25 protein-coding genes and 1 pseudogene are annotated in these 23,408 nt (G+C 59.6%); 11 read left to right on the forward strand and 15 right to left on the reverse strand.

Annotated features, from left to right (window positions below; genetic code table 11):
• Positions 1-103 (forward strand): EF-Tu C-terminal domain-related protein (locus AC2FNN_RS17500; RefSeq protein ID WP_480918583.1); only part of this gene is annotated, 103 nt, incomplete at its 5' end.
• Between the two features lie 72 nt (positions 104-175).
• Here AC2FNN_RS17500 and AC2FNN_RS17505 read toward each other — a convergent pair.
• The 3 genes from AC2FNN_RS17505 to phnF form a co-directional block, all read right to left on the reverse strand.
• Positions 176-700, reverse strand: coding sequence for a hypothetical protein (locus tag AC2FNN_RS17505; protein ID WP_496759774.1), 525 nt, complete (start codon positions 698-700; stop codon positions 176-178).
• Positions 701-1,054: 354 nt separating this feature from the next.
• Positions 1,055-1,744, reverse strand: coding sequence for a ribulose-phosphate 3-epimerase (rpe, locus tag AC2FNN_RS17510; RefSeq protein ID WP_496759775.1), 690 nt, complete (start codon positions 1,742-1,744; stop codon positions 1,055-1,057).
• Positions 1,745-1,913: 169 nt separating this feature from the next.
• Positions 1,914-2,624, reverse strand: a complete 711-nt coding sequence (gene phnF / locus AC2FNN_RS17515) for a phosphonate metabolism transcriptional regulator PhnF (RefSeq protein ID WP_496759776.1) — start codon at positions 2,622-2,624, stop codon at positions 1,914-1,916.
• Positions 2,625-2,727: 103 nt separating this feature from the next.
• On the opposite strand from phnF, the gene phnG reads away from it, so the two are divergent.
• Genes phnG through phnN form a run of 8 tightly spaced genes read left to right on the forward strand, consistent with a single transcriptional unit; the run spans position 2,728 to position 8,321 of the window.
• Positions 2,728-3,186 carry a phosphonate C-P lyase system protein PhnG gene (phnG, locus tag AC2FNN_RS17520; RefSeq protein ID WP_496759777.1) on the forward strand — a complete coding sequence of 153 codons (459 nt, stop codon included), beginning with the start codon at positions 2,728-2,730 and terminating at the stop codon, positions 3,184-3,186.
• Positions 3,186-3,761 carry a phosphonate C-P lyase system protein PhnH gene (gene phnH / locus AC2FNN_RS17525; RefSeq protein WP_496759778.1) on the forward strand — a complete coding sequence of 192 codons (576 nt, stop codon included), beginning with the start codon at positions 3,186-3,188 and terminating at the stop codon, positions 3,759-3,761. The genes phnG and phnH overlap by 1 nt, the downstream gene beginning before the upstream one ends.
• A gap of 3 nt (positions 3,762-3,764) precedes the next feature.
• Complete coding sequence (locus AC2FNN_RS17530; RefSeq protein WP_496759779.1) at positions 3,765-4,853, forward strand: carbon-phosphorus lyase complex subunit; 1,089 nt, start codon at positions 3,765-3,767, stop codon at positions 4,851-4,853.
• Positions 4,850-5,446 carry an HAD family hydrolase gene (locus tag AC2FNN_RS17535; RefSeq protein ID WP_496759780.1) on the forward strand — a complete coding sequence of 199 codons (597 nt, stop codon included), beginning with the start codon at positions 4,850-4,852 and terminating at the stop codon, positions 5,444-5,446. Before AC2FNN_RS17530 ends, AC2FNN_RS17535 begins: the two co-directional genes overlap by 4 nt.
• Entirely contained in the window at positions 5,443-6,303 is an 861-nt protein-coding gene (locus AC2FNN_RS17540; RefSeq protein ID WP_496759781.1) for an alpha-D-ribose 1-methylphosphonate 5-phosphate C-P-lyase PhnJ, read from the forward strand. The genes AC2FNN_RS17535 and AC2FNN_RS17540 overlap by 4 nt, the downstream gene beginning before the upstream one ends.
• A complete protein-coding gene (gene phnK, locus AC2FNN_RS17545; RefSeq protein WP_496759782.1) occupies positions 6,300-7,070 on the forward strand; it encodes a phosphonate C-P lyase system protein PhnK in 771 nt (256 codons plus the stop codon). Before AC2FNN_RS17540 ends, phnK begins: the two co-directional genes overlap by 4 nt.
• Positions 7,071-7,092: 22 nt before the next feature.
• Positions 7,093-7,776, forward strand: a complete 684-nt coding sequence (phnL, locus tag AC2FNN_RS17550) for a phosphonate C-P lyase system protein PhnL (protein WP_496759783.1) — start codon at positions 7,093-7,095, stop codon at positions 7,774-7,776.
• The gene (gene phnN, locus AC2FNN_RS17555; protein ID WP_496759784.1) at positions 7,773-8,321 is read left to right on the forward strand and encodes a phosphonate metabolism protein/1,5-bisphosphokinase (PRPP-forming) PhnN; all 549 of its coding nucleotides are present in this window, start codon (positions 7,773-7,775) and stop codon (positions 8,319-8,321) included. The genes phnL and phnN overlap by 4 nt, the downstream gene beginning before the upstream one ends.
• Here the strand turns inward: phnN and AC2FNN_RS17560 are convergent.
• Positions 8,303-8,986 carry a DUF1045 domain-containing protein gene (locus AC2FNN_RS17560; protein ID WP_496759785.1) on the reverse strand — a complete coding sequence of 228 codons (684 nt, stop codon included), beginning with the start codon at positions 8,984-8,986 and terminating at the stop codon, positions 8,303-8,305. The genes phnN and AC2FNN_RS17560 overlap by 19 nt on opposite strands.
• 52 nt (positions 8,987-9,038) lie before the next feature.
• On the opposite strand from AC2FNN_RS17560, the gene AC2FNN_RS17565 reads away from it, so the two are divergent.
• Positions 9,039-10,181, forward strand: coding sequence for an alpha-D-ribose 1-methylphosphonate 5-triphosphate diphosphatase (locus tag AC2FNN_RS17565; protein ID WP_496759786.1), 1,143 nt, complete (start codon positions 9,039-9,041; stop codon positions 10,179-10,181).
• Here the strand turns inward: AC2FNN_RS17565 and AC2FNN_RS17570 are convergent, their stop codons facing one another.
• From AC2FNN_RS17570 to AC2FNN_RS17600, 7 genes are read right to left on the reverse strand one after another with little or no spacing between them, the layout of a single operon-like run.
• The gene (locus AC2FNN_RS17570) at positions 10,182-10,658 is read right to left on the reverse strand and encodes a class I SAM-dependent methyltransferase (protein ID WP_152457128.1); all 477 of its coding nucleotides are present in this window, start codon (positions 10,656-10,658) and stop codon (positions 10,182-10,184) included.
• Positions 10,659-10,668: 10 nt separating this feature from the next.
• Positions 10,669-11,424, reverse strand: coding sequence for a polysaccharide deacetylase family protein (locus AC2FNN_RS17575; protein WP_496759787.1), 756 nt, complete (start codon positions 11,422-11,424; stop codon positions 10,669-10,671).
• A complete protein-coding gene (locus AC2FNN_RS17580; RefSeq protein ID WP_496759788.1) occupies positions 11,421-12,563 on the reverse strand; it encodes a glycosyltransferase family protein in 1,143 nt (380 codons plus the stop codon). Before AC2FNN_RS17580 ends, AC2FNN_RS17575 begins: the two co-directional genes overlap by 4 nt.
• Positions 12,560-13,144 (reverse strand): histidine phosphatase family protein, encoded by a 585-nt coding sequence (locus tag AC2FNN_RS17585; protein WP_496759789.1) that lies wholly within the window; start codon positions 13,142-13,144, stop codon positions 12,560-12,562. The genes AC2FNN_RS17580 and AC2FNN_RS17585 overlap by 4 nt, the downstream gene beginning before the upstream one ends.
• Entirely contained in the window at positions 13,141-14,217 is a 1,077-nt protein-coding gene (locus AC2FNN_RS17590) for a glycosyltransferase family 4 protein (protein WP_496759790.1), read from the reverse strand. The genes AC2FNN_RS17585 and AC2FNN_RS17590 overlap by 4 nt, the downstream gene beginning before the upstream one ends.
• Positions 14,217-15,464: a glycosyltransferase family 4 protein gene (locus tag AC2FNN_RS17595; RefSeq protein WP_496759791.1), complete on the reverse strand. Its 1,248-nt coding sequence runs from the start codon at positions 15,462-15,464 to the stop codon at positions 14,217-14,219. Before AC2FNN_RS17595 ends, AC2FNN_RS17590 begins: the two co-directional genes overlap by 1 nt.
• Positions 15,461-16,675 carry a glycosyltransferase family protein gene (locus AC2FNN_RS17600; RefSeq protein WP_496759792.1) on the reverse strand — a complete coding sequence of 405 codons (1,215 nt, stop codon included), beginning with the start codon at positions 16,673-16,675 and terminating at the stop codon, positions 15,461-15,463. Before AC2FNN_RS17600 ends, AC2FNN_RS17595 begins: the two co-directional genes overlap by 4 nt.
• 386 nt (positions 16,676-17,061) lie before the next feature.
• Here AC2FNN_RS17600 and AC2FNN_RS17605 point away from each other — a divergent pair, with 386 nt between their 5' ends.
• On the forward strand, positions 17,062-19,437 hold the full coding sequence (locus AC2FNN_RS17605; protein ID WP_496759793.1) for a mechanosensitive ion channel domain-containing protein: 2,376 nt from the start codon (positions 17,062-17,064) through the stop codon (positions 19,435-19,437).
• Between the two features lie 23 nt (positions 19,438-19,460).
• Here the strand turns inward: AC2FNN_RS17605 and AC2FNN_RS17610 are convergent, their stop codons facing one another.
• The 4 genes and pseudogenes from AC2FNN_RS17610 to AC2FNN_RS17625 form a co-directional block, all read right to left on the reverse strand.
• The gene (locus tag AC2FNN_RS17610; RefSeq protein WP_496759794.1) at positions 19,461-20,816 is read right to left on the reverse strand and encodes a CoA transferase; all 1,356 of its coding nucleotides are present in this window, start codon (positions 20,814-20,816) and stop codon (positions 19,461-19,463) included.
• On the reverse strand, positions 20,813-21,967 hold the full coding sequence (locus AC2FNN_RS17615) for an ABC transporter permease (protein WP_224857680.1): 1,155 nt from the start codon (positions 21,965-21,967) through the stop codon (positions 20,813-20,815). The genes AC2FNN_RS17610 and AC2FNN_RS17615 overlap by 4 nt, the downstream gene beginning before the upstream one ends.
• Positions 21,964-22,992, reverse strand: a complete 1,029-nt coding sequence (locus tag AC2FNN_RS17620) for an ABC transporter permease (protein ID WP_171232652.1) — start codon at positions 22,990-22,992, stop codon at positions 21,964-21,966. The genes AC2FNN_RS17615 and AC2FNN_RS17620 overlap by 4 nt, the downstream gene beginning before the upstream one ends.
• Before the next feature lie 14 nt (positions 22,993-23,006).
• Positions 23,007-23,408: pseudogene (locus AC2FNN_RS17625) on the reverse strand (ABC transporter substrate-binding protein); the annotation flags it as partial.

Raw genomic sequence — 23,408 nt, forward strand, 5'->3', positions numbered from 1 at the left:
CGAGCTGATCGCTCCGATCGCGATGGAAGACGGTCTGCGTTTCGCCATCCGCGAAGGCGGCCGCACCGTCGGCGCCGGCGTTGTGTCGAAAATCATCGAGTAATTCGCACCAGCGAATATCCAAAGAAAGGGCGTCCCTCGGGACGCCCTTTTTCTTTTGTTTGAGGATTTTGGGTTACTTACAAATAGCAACCAATTCTTCCAGCGCCTCTAATAACGGCGCATTAGTCTCTGCGGAATTGTAGTGTTCGTTGTGGGAACTGTCCAAGCTACTCGTGCAATGAGTTTCACTGCATTCGATGGCAGTATCCCGGATGAGTTTGCCGACAGGTTCAAGGGTTTCATCGCTGTCGTAGGCCTCCATGAACGTAATCGAGTAGTTTTCAGCGTTGTCTCCTCCACCACTAAAAACAACGTAATGGTCATCCGCTCTCAGGGTTCGGAGTTCTGCAATCGGAGTTTTCAAATAAGTTCCCAGATGCAAGTTACCGTTTTGATCTGAGGTTTCCGTGCCGATCAAAAACACACATTTCTCCGGAAAAGATATCTGTTGGGTTTTTGTTCGTCCGGCTGCCTGCTGCTGTGATGTCAAAGACATCTTGGCAATCTTGTGTGTCAGGTTTTCATAGTCGGTTTCGCCAGCTAAAACCGCGCGACAAGCGGCGATGATTAGAATGGAGGCACCTAACAGGTGTTTCATAAGATTTTCCCTCGAATGATGTTAGTCGGCGGGTGGTACAATTCATATGGAGAAATTCCTGCATCAAAAGCAACTTTAACGTGCGGTGTTTTCCTTTGCAGAGCTAGGATTACCCCTCGACAAAACCCCACCAACCCCGTTTTCACGCGCGTTCTCAACAAGAATGTCAAGGCGGGGTGATTCCCGCCATTTGGGCGTGATGAGGGTTGGAGATGCGCGTCTTTCCCCCTCTCCACCCCAACGACAAGAAAAGGGCAGAGCGTCTCATGTGGGCCCAGTCCACGCGGATCACAGCCCTTGCTTGACAAGGGCTGTGGTCCATACCCGCGGCTGACAGCCGCTGGTGACTGCAAATCAGGACAGTGCCGATTCAGCAGCTGCCCGGACGGCGCGGATGTTGTCTCCGTAGACCTGTGGGGTTGAAACCGATCCGCCCTTGAACACCGCAGAACCGGCCACCAGCACATCCGCACCTGCCGCCGCCACAAGCGGGGCGGTATTCGGGTCGACGCCACCGTCAATCTCGATATGCACCGGACGATCACCGATCATCTGGCGCAGTTTTCCGACCTTGCCGGTCATGTCGATGAATTTCTGGCCTCCAAAACCAGGGTTCACGGTCATCACGCAAACCAGATCTGTGAGGTCCAGCAGATGCTCGACCGCTTCGGCAGGGGTGCCGGGGTTCAGGGCAACGCCGGCTTTCATTCCGGCGCCGCGAATGGCCTGCAAGGTGCGATGGGTGTGGGGGCCAGCCTCGACATGTGCGGTCAGAATGTCCGCTCCGGCATCGGCATAGGCCTGGATGTAGGGATCGACCGGCGTGATCATCAGGTGAACGTCCATCACCGTTTTCACATGCGGGCGAAAAGCTTTTACGGCCGGAGGGCCAAAGGTCAGGTTTGGAACGAAATGGCCGTCCATAACGTCAACATGAACCCAGTCGGCGCCCTGCGCTTCGATGGCCTGAATTTCCTGCCCAAAATTGGCGAAATCGGCAGACAGGATAGACGGCGCGATCTTGATGGTGCGGTCAAAGCTCATGGTGGCCTCGTATCAGCTGAAGAGTCGCGGATGCGTATACCCCTGAGCCCGTGGGATGGATAGCCCCCGCGAACGCTGTGTTGCCACAAAACTCTCACCGCGCGGCATTTGACCCAATGGGCTGAGACCTCGGCCCGGAGGCCGTGGGCGGCTGAAAACCCTTGTTGGCTTATGCCTCGTTCAGGGTCAGCGTTACACGCTCACCCGCGAAAACCGTACGGCCGTACTCGACTGGCCGTCCATCCGGGTCGGCATTGACGCCGACCGAAAAGAGAACAGGAGCACCTTCAGACAATCGAAGTTGCAGCGCCTGCGTCGCGGTTGCCCCGCGCGCGGTCAGGCGAGTCGATACGCGGACGTAATCCCTGATGCCGCAGGCTTGCAGCGCTTTGGTGACGGATTGGGTTTCGGTCAACGCCTGCAAGATATCAGGAAACCGTTCCGCCGGGAAAACGCTCTGAAACAGGGCTATGGGCTGCCCGTCCGCCAGGGACAATCCGTCATAGACGTGCACTGGATCACCCTTGTTCAGGCCCAGAGCTTCGGCTTCGGCTTCATCGGCGACGCGCGTGGTCAAAGCCAGGATTTTCTTGCCCGGTATCTTGCCGCTGGCCGAGATGTTCTTGTGATAGCGCACCCTTTTGCCGATCGGATAATCCGTTGGCCGTGCCGCAACATAAACGCCCGCACCGCGCCGAGCGTGAACCAGACCCTGATCAGACATGTCAGCCAAAGCGCGCCGCACAGTGTGGCGGTTGACGCCATAGGTGGAGGCCAGCTGGGCTTCGGTCGGCAGGCGATCTCCGGTTTGATAGCGCCCCTCGGCGATGTCCGAGGTCAGGCGCAGGGCAATACTTTTCCAGATCGGCGTTTTGCTCATTTCACCAAACCTTCAAACGGTCACAGATTGCGTTTTGACAACCTGTCGGTTAACATTTGTCTAGTTGTATAGTTCATGTAGACAACCTGTCCAAGAGGCTTTGATGACAAATCAAACGGAAATCGGGATCAAGGCACGGAAGGAATGGATGAGTCTGCTGGCGCGCGCGCCGGACGCCGCCCTGATGACGCTGTGGGACGGCTTTCAGGACTGTCCGAGTTTCGAATGGTTGCGCAGGCCCGAAGTGGGCGGCGTCATGGTGCGTGGCCGCATCGGAGGAACCGGCGCTTTGTTCAACCTGGGTGAAATGACCGTTACGCGCTGCTCGGTCGTGTTGCAGGATGGTACGGTCGGTCACGGATATGTTCAGGGCAGGTCGAAATCCAAGGCAGAAGCGGCGGCATTGATTGATGCGATGATGCAGACGGCCGCTGCTGATGATTTACAGGAACGGCTGCTTGATCCGCTGAGGCTGCAAATGCAGTCGATCAAAACAGCGCGCGCCGCAAAGGCAGCAGCCACCAAGGTCGAGTTTTTCACGCTGGCTCGGGGGGAAGACTGATGCCTGATCAAATGCGGTTCTCGGGGGGCTTTCAAGACGCACCTGTCGATGCGGCACATGCATTCCGCGCGGCGATGTCTGTCATGGCGCGTCCGGGTGAAATCTGCACCCTGGCTGGCTGTACACCACCTGCGCCCTTGTCCGTCGCGGCTGGCACGCTGCTTCTGACGCTTTGCGACGCCGAGACAAAAGTTCACCTGGCGGGTGAAGCCGACACCGATGCGGTGCGCGAATGGCTGACCTTTCACACGGGTGCACCGATCGTGGCGGCGGAAGAGGCTGATTTTGCCCTTGGCACGTGGGATGCGTTGGGGCCGCTCAACACCTATCGTATCGGGACGTCGGAATACCCGGACCGGTCCGCGACGCTTGTTGTGGAATGCAGGCGGCTGGAGCAGAACGGAGCGGTTCTGAGCGGCCCCGGCATCCGGGACACGGCACGGCTTTCTCTGCCGGATGTTCCGGCTCTTCAGAACAATGCGCTGCTTTACCCTTTGGGGTGTGATTTTTTCTTCACCTGCGGTGAGGCGGTCGCGGCCCTGCCGCGTAGCACGCAAATCAGGTCCAGGGGGTAAGCCATGTATGTCGCTGTCAAAGGGGGCGAAAAAGCCATCGAGAATGCCCATGCGTGGCTTGCCGAAGAACGCCGCGGTGCGACAGATGTCGCGGAACTGAGCCTCGCGCAGATCCGTGAACAGTTGAGTCTTGCGGTGAACCGGGTCATGGCCGAAGGGTCGTTATACGATCCCGACCTTGCTGCGCTGGCGATCAAACAGGCGCGCGGCGATCTGATCGAGGCGATTTTCCTCGTCCGCGCTTACCGCACGACCCTGCCTCGTTTCGGCTATTCAAACCCCGTCAAAACCGGCGACATGGCCTGTGATCGCCGGATTTCGGCCACGTTCAAAGATGCTCCCGGTGGTCAGGTTCTGGGGCCAACCTTCGACTACACCCATCGATTGCTGAATTTCAAGCTGGCGGCCGAGGGCGAAGTTCCAAAGGCGCCTGAAGGCCCTGTGCGGCTGGAACCGACGCCACATATTACCGAATTCCTGAAGGGTGAGGGTATCATCCAGGATGAACCGGCCTGCAATGACGTTCCGGGCGATCTGACCCGTGAACCGATGGAGTTCCCGTCCACCCGCCCGGTGCGCCTTCAGTCGCTGACCCGTGGGGATGAGGGATTTGTGCTGGGCATGGCTTATTCGACCCAGCGCGGTTACGCCCGTAACCACGCCTTTGTCGGAGAATTGCGTGTCGGCAAGGTCGTGGTTGAGCTGGACATCCCCGAGCTGGGCTTTGCCATCGACATCGGCGAGGTCGAGCTGACCGAATGTGAAACGGTGAACCAGTTCACCGGTTCGAAAACGGAACCGCCGCAGTTCACGCGGGGCTATGGGCTGGTCTTTGGCCAGTCTGAACGAAAATCCATCGCGATGGCGCTGGTCGATAGGGCCTTGCGGTGGGAAGAGTTGGGTGAAGACAACATGGGCGCGCCCGCGCAGGATGAAGAATTTGTCCTGAGCCATGCGGACAACATTCAGGCCACCGGCTTTCTCGAACATATCAAGCTGCCGCATTACGTCGATTTCCAGTCCGAGCTGGAACTGGTTCGCAAACTGCGCCGAAAGGCCCAAGAGCGCATGTCAGAGGAGGCCGTGGAATGAAAGCCGTCATTTTTGATATCGGAAATGTGCTGATCAAGTGGGATCCGCATCTGGCATGGCTGGAGGAAATGGGCAGCCACGAGGCGGTGGCAGAGTTCCTGACACGGATCAATTTCCCCGAACGCAACCTGCGGGCCGATGGAGGAGAGATGTTCGCCGATCTGGCCGCTGAACTGGAAAATGCGGAAGATCGGCAGCGCCTCAGTGTTTACGTTGAACGTTATGCCAGAACCGTTCCGCAAAAGATCGAGGGGACCTGGCAGGTGCTCTATCGTTTGAAAGAGCAGGGCACTCCGGTTCACGCGATCACCAATTGGTCAGCGGAAACCTGGCCTGTCGGCGTGGGGGCACATCCTGAATTGGGCGAAGTGTTTGGTGTTACCGTCGTGTCGGGGCAGGAGAAGCTTTTGAAGCCTCAGCCAGAGATTTTCCATCTGTTGTGCAAGCGGGCCGGGCTTTCACCCGAGAACTGCATTTTCATCGATGACGGGCTGCACAATGTCGAAGGCGCGCGTGCGGTGGGCATGGATGGGATCCACTTCACCGCGCCGCACGTGCTTGAACGCGCTCTTGCAGAAAGAGGCTGCTTATGAGCGCGTACAATTTCGCCTATCTGGACGAACAAACCAAGCGGATGATCCGCCGGGCGATCCTCAAGGGCCTGGCCATACCGGGGTACCAGGTGCCGTTTGCCAGCCGCGAGATGCCGATGCCCTATGGCTGGGGTACCGGGGGCGTACAGGTTTCAGCCGCGACGTTGACGCCCGAGGATACGTTCAAGGTGATCGATCAGGGCGCAGACGACACGACCAACGCCGTATCCATCCGCAAGTTCTTTGAAAACACCGCAGGGGTCGCCACCACGGAAAAGACGGAAAAAGCCACAATCATTCAGACCCGCCACCGCATCCCCGAAGCAATACTGCGCGAAGACCAGATCATCGTTTATCAGGTGCCGATCCCGGAACCTCTGCGCTTTCTGGAACCGCGCGAGACAGAGACGCGCAAGATGCACAGTCTTGAGGAATACGGGTTGATGCATGTGAAACTGTACGAGGATATCAGCCAGCACGGGGCGATTTCGACCGCTTATGCCTATCCAGTGCACGTGTCTGGACGTTATGTCATGGACCCGTCCCCAATTCCGAAATTCGACAATCCAAAGCTTGAGATGGACGCGATCCAGCTGTTTGGCGCCGGGCGCGAGCAGCGGATTTACGCGGTACCTCCGCATACCAAAGTCGTGAGCCTCGATTTCGAGGACTACCCGTTCGAGGCCACCAAGGCCGATCATCCCTGCGACCTGTGCGGGGCCGAAGACAGCTATCTGGACGAGGTCATCACGGATGACGCGGGCAACCGGATGTTTGTCTGTTCTGACACGGATTACTGCCGGTCACGCCGAGAGGCGGGGCATGCAGGTCGATTGGCCGAAGGGAACGCGCAATGACCCCTCTATTGCAAGTCAAAGGCATTGAAAAAAGCTATGGCCGCTGGATCGGATGTGCGGATGTGAATTTTGATCTCTTCCCCGGAGAAGTGATGGGGATCGTTGGTGAAAGTGGGTCGGGCAAGTCGACCTTGCTCAACTGTATGGCCGGCCTTCTGAAGCCGGATGCCGGGCAGGTGATCTTTGATACCCGTGCAGACGGCCCGGTCGATACGGTCACAATGTCCGAACCAGAGCGCCGGATGCTGAGCCGCACCGATTGGGCCTTTGTCCATCAACATGCGCGCGACGGGTTGCGGATGTCTGTCAGCGCCGGAGGCAACATTGGCGAGCGGTTGATGGCCGTCGGCGGACGCCACTATGGCAGCATTCGGGGTAAGGCCATTGACTGGCTGGGCCGGGTCGAAATTGACGAGAGCCGCGTCGATGACCGCCCCGGCGCGTTTTCGGGCGGGATGCAGCAGCGTTTGCAGATCGCGCGCAATCTGGTGACAGGTCCTCGGCTGGTGTTCATGGACGAACCGACCGGTGGTCTGGATGTGTCGGTACAGGCGCGTTTACTGGATTTGTTGCGCGGACTTGTGCGTGAGATGAGGTTGAGCGCGATCATCGTCACCCATGATCTTGCCGTGGTGCGTCTGCTGGCGGATCGGTTGATGGTGATGAAAAGCGGTCGCGTGGTCGAGGCCGGGCTGACGGATCAGGTGCTGGACGACCCGCAACATGCCTATACACAATTACTAGTATCCAGCGTTTTGCAGGTTTGAGGCTTTGGGGAAAGATGAAGCGATGATTGAACTTGTTGATGTCAGCAAAAGCTTCACCCTGCACAATCAGGGCGGCGCCACGATCCCGGTGGTGAAAGGCGCGTCTCTGAAAGTGGAACCGGGTGAGTGCGTCGCCCTGACCGGGCCGTCGGGTGCAGGCAAGTCCACGCTGATGCGGGTGATCTACGGCAACTATCTGGCGGCTTCTGGTCAGGTGCTGGTCGCAGGGTTGGACGTGGCCCGGGCTGAACCGCGGCAGATCCTTTTGCTGCGTCGTGACACGTTGGGCCATGTCAGCCAGTTCCTGCGGGTCGTGCCTCGGGTGTCGACGCTGGACGTTGTGGCAGAGCCGCTGTTGGCCGTGGGCTGTGACAGGCAAGTGGCAATGGACAAGGCAGCCGGGTTGCTGAAACGGCTGAATATTCCCGAACGTCTGTGGACCCTCAGCCCGACGACCTTCTCGGGCGGCGAAAAGCAGAGAGTGAACATTGCGCGGGGCTTTGCGCATGAATATCCGGCAATGCTGTTGGATGAACCGACCGCAAGCCTGGATGCGCAGAACCGGGAAACCGTTTTGTCCCTGATCGAAGAGGCCAAGAACAAGGGCGTGACGATTGTCGGGATTTTTCATGATCTCGACGCGCGCGAACGGGTCTGCGACCGCGAGGTCGATGTCTCGGACTTCACGCCGGGGATGGCTGCATGACGCTTGCTCCGGTCATAGCGGTCGTGGGTCCTTCGGGAGTCGGAAAGGACAGCGTAATGAACGCGTTGGTGGCGCAGGCGTCGGGTGTTCAGAGGCTGCGGCGGGTGATTACCCGCCCCGAAGGCGAAGACGGCGAAGATTTCGACCGGGTTTCGGTCGATACATTTCAGCGGATGGAACGGGATGGCGCGTTTGCGCTGAGTTGGCAAGCGCATGGGCTGTATTACGGTGTGCCGAAGACGATCACGCGGCAGCGGCAGGTGGCCGAGGCCGTTCTGGTCAACCTGTCACGAACGGTGTTGCTTGAGGCGCAGGAGGTGTTTGGTGATCTGCTCGTGATATCCCTGACGGCAAAGCCTGAGGTTCTGTCCGAACGCCTGTCCTTAAGAGGGCGGGAAGGCAAGGCGGAACAGACGCGGCGTCTGGACCGGGCCCAAACGTCTTTGCCCAAAGGTTTGAACCAGGTCTTGGAAATCGACAACTCCGGTGCGATGGAAGATACGGTTGCCGAAATTCTGTCGCACCTTCAACCGGAAAGCCCATAGCGATGGATAAGGTGGAAGCGCCCGTCCTCAGCCTCGCCCATAAGGGCCAGATCCGTGATCTGGAAGGGCTGGGGCAGCAGTGGGACCAGATGGGTTTGCAGCGCGTTCCCAGTTGCTCTCAGGGTCGGTTTGTCCAGCTTGCCGCTCAGCGTGATGTGAAAGCGGAACGCGTCCAGTACGTAAGGATAGCCCCACTGAACAAGGTTGGCGTCTTGCTCTGGGGTCAACCCGGCGGCGCGGCGGCGGGCCAGTTCGGCCTCGGAGGTAGGCGCGCGAAAACTGTCCAGTTCCCGAACACAGGCCGCGGCAAGCGCATTCAGCGCCCGCGCCTCACCCAGCGGACGCAGGGCCAAAAAGCGCCCAAACCGGGCGATCTCAAGGCCATCCATCGACACAGGAGGTTGGCGGGAGGCGAGCGAGCTGCAAGCCTCTTGCAGGGCTTCAAACGTTTTGCCATCGCGCAGTCTGAACGGTGGCTTCAGTGTCGCGTGCAGCCCGTACTTGCGCGGTACTTCCGTGACAGCGGCAACGTCGATGCCTTCGACAATCGGATGGGCAACCGGCTTTCCCGCCTCGATGTCCCAACCCAGCCAGCTGGTTGCAAATTTCGCCCATTCCTTTCCCGCGGGCGGCGCAAAATAGATCGCGTATCGCGTGAATGTCATATCGGCCTCCTTTTGCGTGGCCTTCCTCGGTCTCAACAAGCGTGAAGTTCAGATGACAGAAGACTTGATCCTTGCCAATGCCACGCTTGTATTGCCGAATGAAACCGTAACCGGCAGTGTTCGGATTGTGGGTGAGACCATCGCTGAAATCGACACCGGAAACGGGGTTCCCGCGGGCGCGATAGATTGCGGGGGCGATTATGTCAGCCCCGGCCTTGTCGAGTTGCACACGGACAACCTTGAACGTCACATTCAACCGCGCCCACAGGTGAACTGGCCCCATGCCGCCGCAATTCTTGCGCATGATGCCGAATTGGCCAGCGCCGGGATCACGACTGTGTTCGATGCCATGCGGGTTGGATCGATCCCGTCGGGCGCGCGCCGGTATGGGAAATACGCCCGCGGCCTGTCGCAGGAGTTGTGGGATCTGCGCGAACAGGATGCGCTCAAGATCAGCCACTTTCTGCACTTGCGGGCCGAGGTGTGTTCGGAAACTCTGGTTGAAGAGCTGAGCGAATTTGGACCGGAAGACAGGGTTGGCATTGTGTCCATAATGGATCACACACCCGGTCGGCGTCAGTTTCGCGATATGGGCAAGCTGGAGACCTATCTGAAGGGCAAATATGCCATGGACGATGACACGTTCCTTCAGCACGTGGCGCAATTGAAAGGGCTTCGAGATCGCAATGGCGCACTGCACGAGGTCGAAGCTGTCAAAGCTGCCGGCCGTTTCGGAGCAGTATTGGCCAGCCATGACGACACGACTGAAGATCAGGTGAAAGTGTCCGCAGGTCACGGCATCCGTCTGGCCGAATTCCCCACAACCGTCGAAGCGGCACGCGCCTGCCACAAGAACGACATTCTTGTCATGATGGGCGCGCCGAACATAATTCGCGGGGGGTCGCATTCAGGCAATGTTGCTGCCCACGAGCTGGCCCGGCTTGGGTATCTGGACATCCTGTCTTCGGATTATGTGCCGTCGGCCTTGTTGCTTTCGGCGGTTAGGCTGGGCGAGATCTGGGGCGACATGGCGCGGGGGATGAAGACGGTAACGCTGGCCCCGGCTCGGGCAGCAGGGTTGGAGGAGCGGGGCGAGTTGCGCGCCGACGCCCGCGCCGATGTCATCCGTTTCCGGATGCGCGCGGGTGTACCCGTCCCGAGTTCGGTCTGGGTGCGCGGTCGACGCGTGGCGTGATCAGGCCGTGTAGAACAGGTAACGGTCCGGGGCGATTGTCTTGGGTCCCTGGATCTGGGCAAAGCCGACCAGGGGCTGACCTGAAATCAACAACCCTCCGGGCTGCATGACTTTCGCGATCAGCGGGCTGAGACGCTCTGCTTCGGCGACGTCCTCGTGCTTGATGCCGCGTCCGAAATCGTAGTGCGCCAGCGCGATCCTATGCCCGTCGGCCGCCAGTCTGAGCAGCATCGGTTCGGCCTCACCTTGCAGGAAATCCTCGGCCGGGGGGGTGCTGTCCGGATGGCATTGCAGGACCCGGTCCATCACCCAGATCCGGCGCTCTGGCAGGATTTCACGCAGGTGGTCATAGGTGCGGCCATTGCCCAGGCCCATATCCAGCACATCCCCCGGCTGGCCGCTGATCCGCTCGGCTGCCCAGTTCAATCCGTCGCGTTGGGCCGTCAGTCGGCGCAGCATGGAATCCAATCGGCTCATGGTGATGTCCTCATTCGTTCTCTGGCGCGACCCAGGCTGTGGCGGGCCCGCTCAGCAATTTGCGCAGCAGGGCCTCGGTAAAGGTCCAGATGTCCTGATCATGGACCAGATGATGGGTCAATATGCCGAAGGGCTCGGTGTTGTCTGAACGGCCTTCGCGTCGGTCTCGCAGAAGACCAGCAGTCTGCGCGATCAGGGCGTCGGCTGAGATCAAGCCACGCGACCCGCGCCAGTCGATCGGATCGAGGTGGGTGTTGATCTGCTCAAGCCCCGGTGCGGCCAGACGTGATTTGCGGGGCGTTGCGGTGGACAGGAAGCGGTATCCCAGCTTTGGCAACTGTTTGGCCATCTCGGGTGCAATGCGATTCCAGGGGGGCACGAACATCTGTCGCATATTGTCACCAAACAGGGACCGAAGACGCGCCATCCCGGCCTGCGCATCCGCCACCATCACGTCCAGCGGACGGTCGAGCCGAAACTCGGCCTTCTTCTCGCCGCGGGGCGCATGGTTTGTATGCGCCCACCCGTGCACGACCGGAACAAGAGACGCGCGCGCGGCGACGTATTCCGCCAGCGCGGGCGTCGCGTCGCGCGGAATGACGGCCAGATGCACGGGCAGGCCCAGTTTGTCGGCCAACTCGGAAAGGCGGTCCAATTGCGGTGTTGGCGCAATGGCATCATCATCGCGCCACCACAAAGGCAAGGGCAAGCTTTCGGCACGCCAATGGTTCAACTCGACGTCAAGAGGGCGCCAGTCGGGGTTCATGTGCGCTGCTCCAGCAGGCGCTTGGCGATGTGGACGGATTGGATGGCCCCGTCAAAACCGAAATCCTGTTGTACACGGGGGCCGTCGGCCACGACACGCTCAACCGCCCGAGCCAATGTCGCCCCGCTCAACGCTCTGCTTTCCAGAACTTCGATTGCGGGCAGATCGGACAGGCTCTGCCCGCGCAGCCCTTGTTCCACCTCTTTGCCGTCGTCGAAAGGCACAAACACGGCGGCGGTACCACTTTGAAGGATATCCATGGCAGTGTTGTAGCCGCACATGCTGACCGACGCCGCTGCAAGGGGCAGCATCTGGCGAAAATCCGGCCGCACAGGTTCCAGAACAACCGAAGCACCTTCGGCCATCCGGGACAATTCCGCGATCCGTGCCTTTGCATCCGTTCCACCAACCAGCAGGCGCCAGCGCCTGTTGGGCATCTTTCGGGCGGCCTCGATGGCCGCGCGAAAGATCGGTTGCCCGACGGATCCGCCGCCAGCGCTGACCAGGATTTCATCCTGACCCGCCGCGTCGGGGTGAGGGTGGGGCAAGGCAGGCGCCACAAAGCCGGTGTAGTGAAGTCGCTTGGCCAATCGGTCCGACACCGGCCAACTGACCGACAGGGGCGTAACGCTTTCGGTCGAATGAACCAGAATGCCGTCATAATACCGGGACACGATTTCATCCGCACGCTCGGCCTTGGCGGGCTTGGAGGGCGGAGTCAGAATGTCTCGGATCGATCCGAGAATGACGGGACGCTCAGGTAACGCGCTCGCCGCAGTCAGGGCGGCATCGAACTCGGCCGACAGTGATCGGCGACCAAAGGGGTAAAGCTCGGTGATCAGGATCTGCGGCAGGAAGCTGTTCACCGCCTGCACCAGGGCGGCCTCGCGCGTGGCGTGATAGGCCGCGTCAGCCTCGTCGCCGCTTTCGGTCAGCAAACGGGTGAAATTGGTTCCGTCTGACCTGAGCGGCGGCAAGCCGAACAGGGTCATGCCCGTGCTGTCCAATTGCGGCGCGGGCATGCCACCCGTTACGACCATGACGTCGTGGCCATCATCCCGAAAGGCCCGCCCCAATGTCAGCGCCCGGCTGAGATGCCCGGTGCCCAACAGGTGCGTGACAATGATCATCACCTTCATTGCGGGGCCTCGCGTTTGATCAGGCGAACGGGGTCGGCGTCGGCGGTCATGGTATTCATGTCGACGATATACAGCCGATTGCGTTTGATCTTAAAGGGGGCAGGTCCTTCAAAATTCCAACCCCATGCCCAAGCTAGAATGACCCGCATGATACCGATATGGCAGACCGCGACCGTATCCTGCCGCAGCGCGGACAGCCACGGGCGAAGCCTGTCCCGAACCTCGGCCGGGTTTTCCCCGTTTGGTGGGCGGAAATCCCAGCCCCAATGCTCGATATGACGATATCCGCTGGATGTGTCCGCGATCAGGTCGACCCCGCGCAGACCTTCCCAATCGCCCCAGTTCATCTCGGTCAACGCCTCCGCGGTGTTCGGGTCGCGACCGGTCACAATTTGCGCCGTCTCACTGGCGCGGTGCAGGGGGCTGGACCAGATGTCAGCTTTGGCCCAGTCAGGCGGCAATTCATAGCCCGCCAGTTCGGCTCGGGCGTCATCGTCCAGCGGTATGTCGCTGCGCCCCTGGATCCGTCCCGCGCGGTTCCAATGCGTGTGCCCGTGGCGGAGCAGTGCAAGCCGGGTCATGATACGTCCTTCAGCAGGGGGCGGAGGGTTGCCCACAAGCGCTCGGTTGCCTGTGGCATCAGGTGGCGCTCTGCCACGTAGTAGCGTGCCGCAGCGCCCAGGGTGTGGCGCAGCATGGAATCCGCAATAAGGGCCTGCATGCCATCCGCAAATCCCCGAGCACCGCTTTCGACGGATGGATAGGCCGCCGGGGACAGAACATCGCGTACGCCGGGCCGATCTTGCGCGACGACAGGCAACCCCGCAGCCTGCGCCTCGAGGTAAATCATGCCGTAAGCCTCATTCACTCCGGGCCATGCAAGCAGAGATGATTGTTGATAGACGCGTTGCAGGTCTTCCCGGTCAAGCTGACCCAGAAAACGCACCCGCTGTCCGAACGGCGCCATCAGTGCCTCAACCTGACTGCGCGCTGGGCCGTCTCCTGCGATGTTCAGGTGCCAGTCTCCGGTCAAATGCGCCAGAGCCTCGGACAATATCTGATAGGACGCTAGCTTGTCCCCATGCCGCATCATGCCGACGGTCAGCATGGGTGCGCCACCAGTGGCAGCCGGAGGCAGTTCCGAGATGGGCAGGAACGGAGGCAATTCGACCAAAGCCTGATCGCCAAAGCAATCCCGCTGCAACGTGATCAGGTCATTGGCCGTATGATAAAAGATCACATCCGCTGCATCGCAGGCCTGATGCGCTGCCTTGGCGAACTCAGCCCACGGCCCGCTTAACCGGCTGGATGCGCGGGTGCTTTCCAGTTGCACATAGGGAATGCCACGCGCCTTGCAAACCCCAGGGCCCAGCAAGTCAGGTGCCTTGTAATAATTGTGGTAGGTCACCCACAGACCGGTATCTGAAGGCATGTCAGAGACAAGTCTTTTCGCTTCAGCTTCAGCCGCGCACCTCAGGGCATGTTGCAGGTCTTTGTCGCCGCTTTTGTCATAGATGCGCAGGTCGGACGCCAGATCGACCGTATCACCCTCAGCCGTCATCGCTTGCATCAGGTTCCGGGCCATTTCACGGTCGCCCGAAGGATTCGGGCTGTCAGGAGATTTCATCGGGGCATAAAACGCGACCCGCGCCATTACGCGTTTTCCATGCACATGGAATTGAGGCGATCAGACAGCCGTGCGATGCCAGGGGCCATCTGGAACTCGGCGATCAGGCGATCATAGGCCGCATGCGCCATCTGTGACGCTTGCTGCGGATTGGCTGACAAACCTTCCACGGCTTCTGCAAGTGCAGATGGGTCGTCATCGGACAAAACCCCATGTGTTCCGGTTTCGATAAACTCGGGGATCGCCGAGACCGGTGTCGACAGGATTGGCAACAGCTGAGACGCGGCCTCCATCAGCACATTCGGCAACCCGTCGCGGTCTCCGTCCTTCGCGATGCGGCTGGGCAGAACGAACAGGTCGGCATCACGCATTGCTGCGATGACCTCGGGCTGGTCGCAAGCCCCTTTCCAGGTGATCCGGTTTGCAATGCCGGCTGCGTTCGCCTGTGCCCGCAAAGCGTCACCCAACGCGCCGCCGCCGATATGGGTCCAGTGCCAGTTCAGGTCATCGGGCAGCAATGCAAAAGCCGCGATCAGACGATCAAAGCCTTTCTTTTCGACCAGCCGCCCGACGGAAATCATGTGTAAAGGACCGTCCACAGCACGCAGCTTTCGCGTCGGAGGCTTGGGAAAGCGAGACAGGTCCAAACCGTGATAGATCAGGTCCACGCGCTTGGGGTCATCGGCCAGGCTGCGCAGATGCTCGGCTCCGATGGCTGTGCAGGTGGCGCCAAACGTGGCCCCGTAGGATGCGGCTTGCAGCTTTTCACGTTTTTCCCAATCCGGCGACGTCCAGATATCCTTGGCATGAGCCGAAAAACTCCACGGCAATCCGCGAATGATGGCGGCGTAACGGGCAACGGACGACGGCGTGTGCATGAAATGAGCGTACAACCCTTGTGTCCGGGCAGGTAATTCCGCGGCCAGAACGCAGGCTTGCCCAAACCGGCGGATGCGATTGGGTGTCGCATCGCGCTTCAAGTCCTGACGCCAGATCCGATAGGCCCTGTCGTAACCGGGAAGCGTTTGGGCCAGGCCCCGTGCCGCCCAGACCCGTTTGGGTTCGTCATGAAGATACTCGGGCAGGTATCGGACCTGCCCTGCGAACCGGTCATGCAGAGGGTGGCGTTTCGTATCGGTCGGGTGCCGCAAAGACCAGATGTCAAAGCGATGCCCGGCATCCTGCAAGGCGACAAGTTCCTGCGCAATGAACGTTTCGGACAGTCGTGGCCAACCTTTGACCACAACCGCCAATCGAGGAGAATCTGAGGTCATCCGGTGGCTCGTTCCTGTTCCCAGGTCAGCAGGCTCTCGATGCGGTCGGTGACATAGTCCAGCCCGTCCAGCAATCCGCTTTGTATCGCCTGCGACGGCAGGGACTGGTGCGGCAATTCCCGAATGGCGCGGATCATCGCGTCCGGCGTCAGGCCATCCCGGTTTTCATCCAGCATTCGGACAAGGCCCAGCCCTTCTGCGCGTGAGGCCCGTATCCACTGTTCCAGGCGGGGCGTGGTGCGCGGGACGATGACAGCGCGTTTGTCAAAGGAAAGAACCTCGCAGAACGTGTTGTAGCCGCCCATGCAGACGACGCCTTCGGCCCCTGCAAACAGCGTTTCGATCTGGGATTCGAACCCAACGGCGGTGACGCGGCCGTTCAACGCGGCAACGCGGGTTTCGAAATCTTCGCGCAACTCACCGGACAGGAAGGGGCCATAGACCAAAACCGCGCGCGGCGACAGGTTTGGATCTTTTTCATAGGCAGACAGGACGAGGTTGACCATCGCCTTGCCGTCGCCGCCACCGCCGGGCGTGATCAGGATATAGGGTTGTTGCGGAGGCTCGCCAACCGGACCAAGATCGCGGCGCAGATATCCCGTCCAGTGGATGCGGGACTGCGCCGAAGCGCTCAGCGGCAACCCCTGCGTCGGGTCATAAATCGATTGCAAGCCGTAAACCCAGATTTCGTGATAAAACCGTTCGGTGGCTTCAACGGCTTCCTTGCGCGCCCACTCGGCGGCCAGGACTTCGGGTTCATCCAGAACATCGCGCAACCCAAGCACCATTTTGGTTCCGCGGGTCTTTTGCAGGTGGTTCAGTGTCGGCAGCAGCTCACCCCGGAACCCCGTCGGTTCCTTGTCGACGATCAGCACATCAGGGTCGAACTGCTGAACGGCGGTTTGAATAAGACCCGACCGCAACTCGGTCACTTCTTCGATGCCCATTCCGATCGTGCGTGCAGCATAAGACCCGTCTGCGCGTTTGGTGACACCGGGCAGGCGCACGTGGTCAACGCGACGGGGAAAGGTAAACCGTCCGGCCACGGGTGATCCCGTCAGGATCAGCGCGGACGCGCTTTGGTCCGCCTGCGTGATCGCGGCCGCCAAAGCCCGAGACCGGCGAAGATGGCCCAGCCCGAACGTGTCGTGACTGTAAAACAGGATACGCGGTGCGCGGCCCGGTTTGGAATTGGTTTTGCCTAGGCTCATAGTGTTGCCTGTCTTCTTGATCCCGGTTCGAAATCCGCGCGTTTGCAAGCGTTACTGTATATATCCCCGTCACGCTTGCCAAAGGAGGAATTGCTCTTCCGCAAATGTTCCAAGCATTGCGATTTGGCAACAGCATATTGACGGTTTCGCGTCATGTCGCACCAAGGCTTGAGAGGGATCGCAAAAGAACCGGTGAACTGGCAAAGAGGCAGGGCCTTCAGATCCCGTTCATATTCAATTTTGGCCAGATTGAAAACATCCGGAATCCGGCAGTGCGCCAAGAACACGCCCGAACACGATATTGAGCAGGGCGCGCCCGAGTGTTTGAACTGCCTGAAACCCTTCTGTAATCTGACCGCTATCGGAAAAACTGGATGCAAAACCCTATGAAACATACCTTTTTGGCCGCAACACTTCTGGCTTTGTGGGCTTTTGTACTGGCGTTTCCGATCAGCGTTTCAGCGCAAACATCCTTGATTCCGGGATATAACGCGGACAGTGCGTCTGCGTCCTCGCAGGAAAGCGACCTGGCTGCCGCAATTCGCGCCGCCAGCGAAGCCGGGGCCAGTGTGATCGTCATCGACAGCGCTGGGCAGGTTGTAACAACGGCAGGCGGCACGAATGCGGGCACGAACGGTGCGGCGGGCGATTCGAACAATCCCATGGGTGAGGGATCGCAGCTGATGAAGGCGCAGGAGCGGTTCTCGAAATTCCGTGAGTCCATGCAATCGCGGCTTGAGGCGCTGCCGTATTCGGTGTTCGAAGTGAAGTATATCCTGCGCCAGACCAGTCCGGACGGTCGCATTCAGACCTATGTGGAAGTTCTGGGCTGGAACATTCTGTTCCTGTTGTTGGGTCGCTGGCTGTCAATCGAGATATACGGGAAACGCATCGCGCGTCGCTGGGTCGTGGCGCGGATCAAGGATGAACCGCAGGGCTACCGAGAAAAGATGCCCTTCCTTCTGTTCCGGTTCCTGATGGGGATCGGAGCGACGATATTTGCCATGCTCATGGCCCTGATCGTCGGATACCTGTTTTTTGGTGAAGCGGACGATATCTCGATCCAGTTCACGGTCACGGCGATCTTCACGGCGTTCTTCCTGTCACGCACGGTGTCCGATCTGTGGCGGATGGTTTTGTCACCTTACCTGAGTCAATACCGGCTGCCACCGTTCTCGGACCGGGACGCCAAGCGGCTGTATCTTTGGGCTTCGGCGCTCGCGACCTATGACATCACGGTTGTTCTGTTTTCGACCTGGGTTGCGGATTTCGGGCTGAACTACAACGTCTACGCCATGGTCTATGGCTGCCTGACAATGGTGGGCGCTTTCGGCAATATTCTGATGATCCTGTTCAATGCCCGGGCCATTTCAAATGCGATCCGGGGCGGAAGAGCACCGGATCAGGTCTCGTGGTTGTTGCGGTTCGTATCCTTCGGCTGGGCGCCCGCACTGATCGTCTATGTCGTGTTCAGCTGGTTCCGTCTGGCGGTTGATCTTGCACTGGAGAACCCAACGCCGCTGCCGCTGATCGCAAGCAGCTATATGATCTTCATGTCCGTTGTTATCGCCTATGGCGCGATGAACTACGTGCTGGAGCGGTATTTTGACCGTTCACGCAAGATCAACGAGATAAACGAAGAAACCGCCGCTGCCGAAGCGGATGCCGAGCCCCTGGAAACGCCCGAGGCAGAACAGCGCAAACAATATCTTCTGACCTACGAGGATCTGGCGCGCCGGGTGGCCGGAATTCTGGCCTTTGTGATCGGTGCCTATGCCCTTGTGGTGATTTGGTATCCCGATGCGGACTGGAGCGAGGACCTGCCGGTTGCACGCGTGCTGGATGTAATGGTCATCATCTTCATCGGCTATATTCTGTTCCATTTCTTTCGCATATGGATCGACAGCAAGATAGCGGAAGAAGTTGATGATGGCACCGAGGCCGAACTGGGCGATGAGGGCGGGGAAGGCGGGCAAAGCCGGCTGGCGACGCTGCTGCCATTGTTCCGCGGCGCAATTCTGGCCGTTGTGGTCGTGACGATCATGCTGATCGTTCTCATGGAACTTGGTATCAATGTCAGCCCGCTGTTTGCCGGTGCCGGTGTGGTTGGTCTGGCTGTCGGTTTCGGATCGCAAACACTGGTGCGAGACGTCTTTTCAGGGGCGTTTTTCCTGATGGATGATGCCTTTCGGAAGGGTGAGTACATCGATATCGGAGACGTCAAGGGAACGGTCGAGAAAATCTCGGTCCGGTCCTTCCAGCTGCGTCACCATCTTGGCGCGCTGAACACGATTCCCTTTGGCGAAATCAAGGTTCTGACGAACTATTCCCGTGATTGGGTGATCATGAAACTTCCGCTGCGCGTGACTTATGACACTGACGTGGAAAAGGTGCGAAAGCTGATCAAGAAGCTGGGGCAGGAGTTGCTGAGCGATCCTGTGATCGGCGAAAACTTCATACAGCCGCTGAAGTCCCAGGGCGTGATCGAAATGCAGGATTCAGCGATGATCATCCGGGTCAAGTTCATGACCAAACCGGGCGATCAGTGGCTGGTGCGCAAGAAGGTCTATCAGGATATTCGCGAATTGTTCGCGCGGGAAGGCATCAAATTCGCGCATCGCGAAGTCACGGTGAGGTTGGCAGATGGCAAAGAGGCCGATGACCTGACGCCGAAACAGCGTGAGGCGGTAACAGGCGCGGTGCAGGCAGCGATCGACGAGGATTACCTGGACGATATCGGCCCTGGGGGCGATGATCGATAGCGGCGCGGCTGCGCACCGGGTGGTCAGTTGGCGTCGAGCGGCCAGACAGGGTCCGAAGTGCCCAGTTTCGACGAAGGCAAATCCCAGCGCATCGTCGTTTCGCCGACCCTCAGCGCTGGGTTGAGGCGATGGCCCGGCCCCCAACCGGACGCCTCTGTCGCCGTGTCGTAATCTGTTGTTGCCGGGCTGATGGGCGCGGATTCCGCGTCGTCTTTGCCGAGCACGGCCAAAAGTTCGGCGGTACGCGCCAGAGAGAGATGCGCGTGCATGATGGAATTGCCTGATGCGGCCTCGGCCAGTGCGGACAGGATGGAAGCCGCCATCAGATAGCCGGTCGCGTGGTCCAGAGCCTGAACCGGCAACGGGGTCGGCTTGTCCGCGTTCGCCCACCCCATCCCGGCATGGGCGATACCCGCGCTCATCTGGACAAGGCTGTCAAACCCGCGCCGGGTCGACCATGGACCTTGCCAGCCATAGGCATCCAGCGTGACTTCGATCCGGTTCGGAGCCAGCTCGTCACGTTTGGCCCGGGTCAGACCCAGTGCATCCAGCGCGCCGGGCCGATACCCGTGCACGAACACATCTGCCTGAGCCAGCAACCCATGCAATCGTTCAAGGCCGGTTTCGGATTTCAGGTCAAGATAGGCGCAGCGCTTTCCCAGCGATATGTCGGGGATCACCCCCGGTTCATCCCAGCCAGGCGGGTCGATGCGCAAGACCTCGGCGCCGAACCCTGCAAGCGTTCGCGTAGAAACCGGGCCGGCCAGAACGCGCGTCAGATCCAGCACCCGTAACCCAGCCAGAGGCCGATCAGCGGTGGCCCGAGGTCTGTCGCGCAGATTGACATAGCGCGGTCCCTGCCATCCGATCAAAGGGTCGCGCGACACGGCGCGGCCTTGCGGGTGATCAAGCCATTCCGCCCGGCTGCGCATGGCAGCGGCCACCCCACCTTCGGCAACAACCGCGGTTTCCAGATCCGATATTGCCCAAGACCTTACGGCTTTTGCCACGGCTTCACGCTCTGGCCGGGTGCCAAGGACTTTCAACGCGGCAGAGCGATGGCGGGGCAGGTTTGTGTGCAGCCTGATCCATCCATCAGCGGCTTTGTAATCGCCCGCAACCGCATCCCACAAACTGGGCATTTCCCAACCATCCGGTTTGAAGGAATAGCCGAACCACAGAGATGCCAGCCGATGATCGATCGAGACTTCGGGTGCCTTCGTGGACAGGTTGAGCGCCTGGATCAGCCGGGCCATTTCCCGCCCCACGGCTGCAAAACTGGCGGTGGCCAGTTCGGAAACGGCGAAGGCGCTTGGCAGAATACCGGCGCCGACCCTGTGATAGCTGTCAGCAGCGGGAAGAGTGGCCAGAAGACTCATTGCTGATAGGGGTCGAGACTGTCGCGCAGCCCGTCACCAAGGAAGTTGAACGCCAAGACCACGACAATGATCGGCAGCATCGGGATTGCCGTCCAGGGATAGATCTCGATCGAGGCGAGGTTCTGCGCGTCATTTAGCATCACGCCCCAACTGACTGCGGGTGCCCGCAGGCCGAGGCCAAGAAAGCTGAGCGCCGTTTCCCCCAGGATCATGGCCGGTATCGACAATGTGGCCGATGCAATCAGGTGCGACATGAAGTTGGGCAGCAGGTGCTTGCGGATCACCCGGCCCGAACTTGCCCCCATCATCTCGGCGGCCCGGACATATTCCTCTTCCCGCAAAGACAGGAATTTTGCGCGAACCGAGCGCGCCAAACCCGGCCAGTCAAGGATGCCCAGAATGATCGAAATGATGAAGAACACCGCGACCGGGCTCCAGTTCGAAGGCACGGCGGCAGAAAGAGCCAGCCACAGCGGCAGTTCCGGCAACGAACGCAGGATTTCGATGACACGGTTGATGGTCCAGTCGATACGTCCGCCGAAATAGCCGGCCATCGAACCGAACAGGATGCCAAGAAAGAAGGACACCGAGATACCGATCAGACCCACCGTCAAAGACAGCTGCGCGCCATAGAGAATACGGCTGAAGATGTCTCGGCCCAGTCGGTCGGATCCCCACAGGAACAGCGTGGTTCCCTCCGGCGGGCAGAACAGGTGCGTATCCGAGGGTATGAAACCGGCCAGCTTGTATTCAGAGCCTTCGCAGAAGAACCGGATCGGGCGTGGGTCTTCCGTGTCGGGGACGAACTTCCATTGGAAGGTTTCAAGATCCGCCTCGGCGACGATCGGATAGACATGTGGGCCGATGAACTCACCCTCGTGAAACCAGTTTACCGATTGTGGTGGGGCGTACAGGTGCTCTCCGTTTCGGTCATTTGGCCCGTAAGGCGCAACAAACCCCGCAAAAGGCAGCATAAGATAGCAAAACAGCAGGAAGATGCCCGAGATCAGGCCCAGCTTGTGGGTTTTGAACTTGCGCCAGACCAGAACCCAGTTGGGGGCATCCAGATCGGCGCGTTCCAGCTGCTGAATCGAGGCCTGCGGATCAAACGGCGCGTCATCGACATAGCGGTTGTCAGGACGATCAGTCATGCCTCGCGCCCCTCATACCGAATGCGCGGATCCAGCATCACCAGCAGGATATCCGAAATCATCGTGCCGATCAGCGTCAGCAGGGCGACGAACATCAGGATGAACGCTGACAGGAACTGATCCTGCGTCTTCAAAGCAGTCAGCAGTGTGGGGCCGATGGTTTGCAGACCCAGGACGACCGATACCAGAACCGAGCCGGACACCATCGACGGCAGCAGGTTGCCGATATCGGCAACAAAGGGGTTGAAGGCCACCCGCAGCGGATACTTGGTCAGCATCCGTGACGGGGCCATGCCCTTCGCGATGGCAGTTTCCACATAGGGCTTGCCGAGTTCGTCCAGCATATTCGCGCGCAGACGCTGCATCATCGCCGATGCGCCTGAAGTGCCGATGACGAAGGTCGGTACGATCAGGTGGACGAGGATGGATTTCAGTTTCTCCCAACTCATCGGCTGGCCTTCGAAACTCGGATCCATCAAGCCCCCGATGGGCAGGTTGAAATACTGGTGGCCATAATAGAACAGGATCAGCGCCAGCAAAAAGTTCGGCGTTGCCAGCCCCAGATACCCCACGAAGGCCGAGGTATAGTCGATCCATGTCCGGGACCGCGCGGCGGCGATAACGCCCAGTGGCAATGCGACGGCATAGACAAACAGGATCGCAGCCAGATTGACGACAACCGTCAACCAAAGCGTGTCACCGACGATTTCGGAAACGGGACGGTCGAATTCAAAGGACCACCCGTAATTGCCCTGGATCAACCCCGAAAACCCGTGCGGTCCGGGCCAGAAACCCATCCAGATCAGGTATTGTTCCCACATCGGACGGTCCAGAGCGTATTCAGCGCGCAGAAACTCTGCCTTTGCGACACCTGCGGACTGACCCGAGGCCTGAAGTTCAGCGATCTGGTTGCTCAGATAGTCACCGGGCGGAAGGTTGATGATTACGAAAACCAGAACCGAGACCACCAACAAAGTCAGCAGCATCGTGAAAAAGCGATACACCACGTAGCGCAGCATGATCATTTAGCTGCTCCTGCTCAGTCGGCGAAAAAGAATTCGTCCGGGCGGTGAATGCCGAAATGTGCACCGGGTTCCCAGGCCCACATAGCCTGTTCGGGTACATTGCGCAGGCGGTTTGACACCACAATGGGCTGGGGGGCACCGTTCAGGATGCCTATGGCATAGACCTGATCGGCATGAATGTTCAACATTTCGGCCCAGACAGCCGCGCGTTCTTCATCGGTCGTGGCGATTTGCCATTCATGCGCCAATTCCATCAGGCGCTGCGCCTCTGGCATGTCGGGGGCCTCACCCGCTTCGCCGCCGGTCTGGTAGTATTGCCCCCATTTTGGCCAGGCCAGGAACACCTGATCTGTCGGGGCCAGATAAGCCGGAGACGTATGCGCCTGCGGAATACCGTCATCCCAACCGAACCAGAC

It is taken from the genome of Ruegeria sp. BHSA118 (assembly GCF_059613405.1).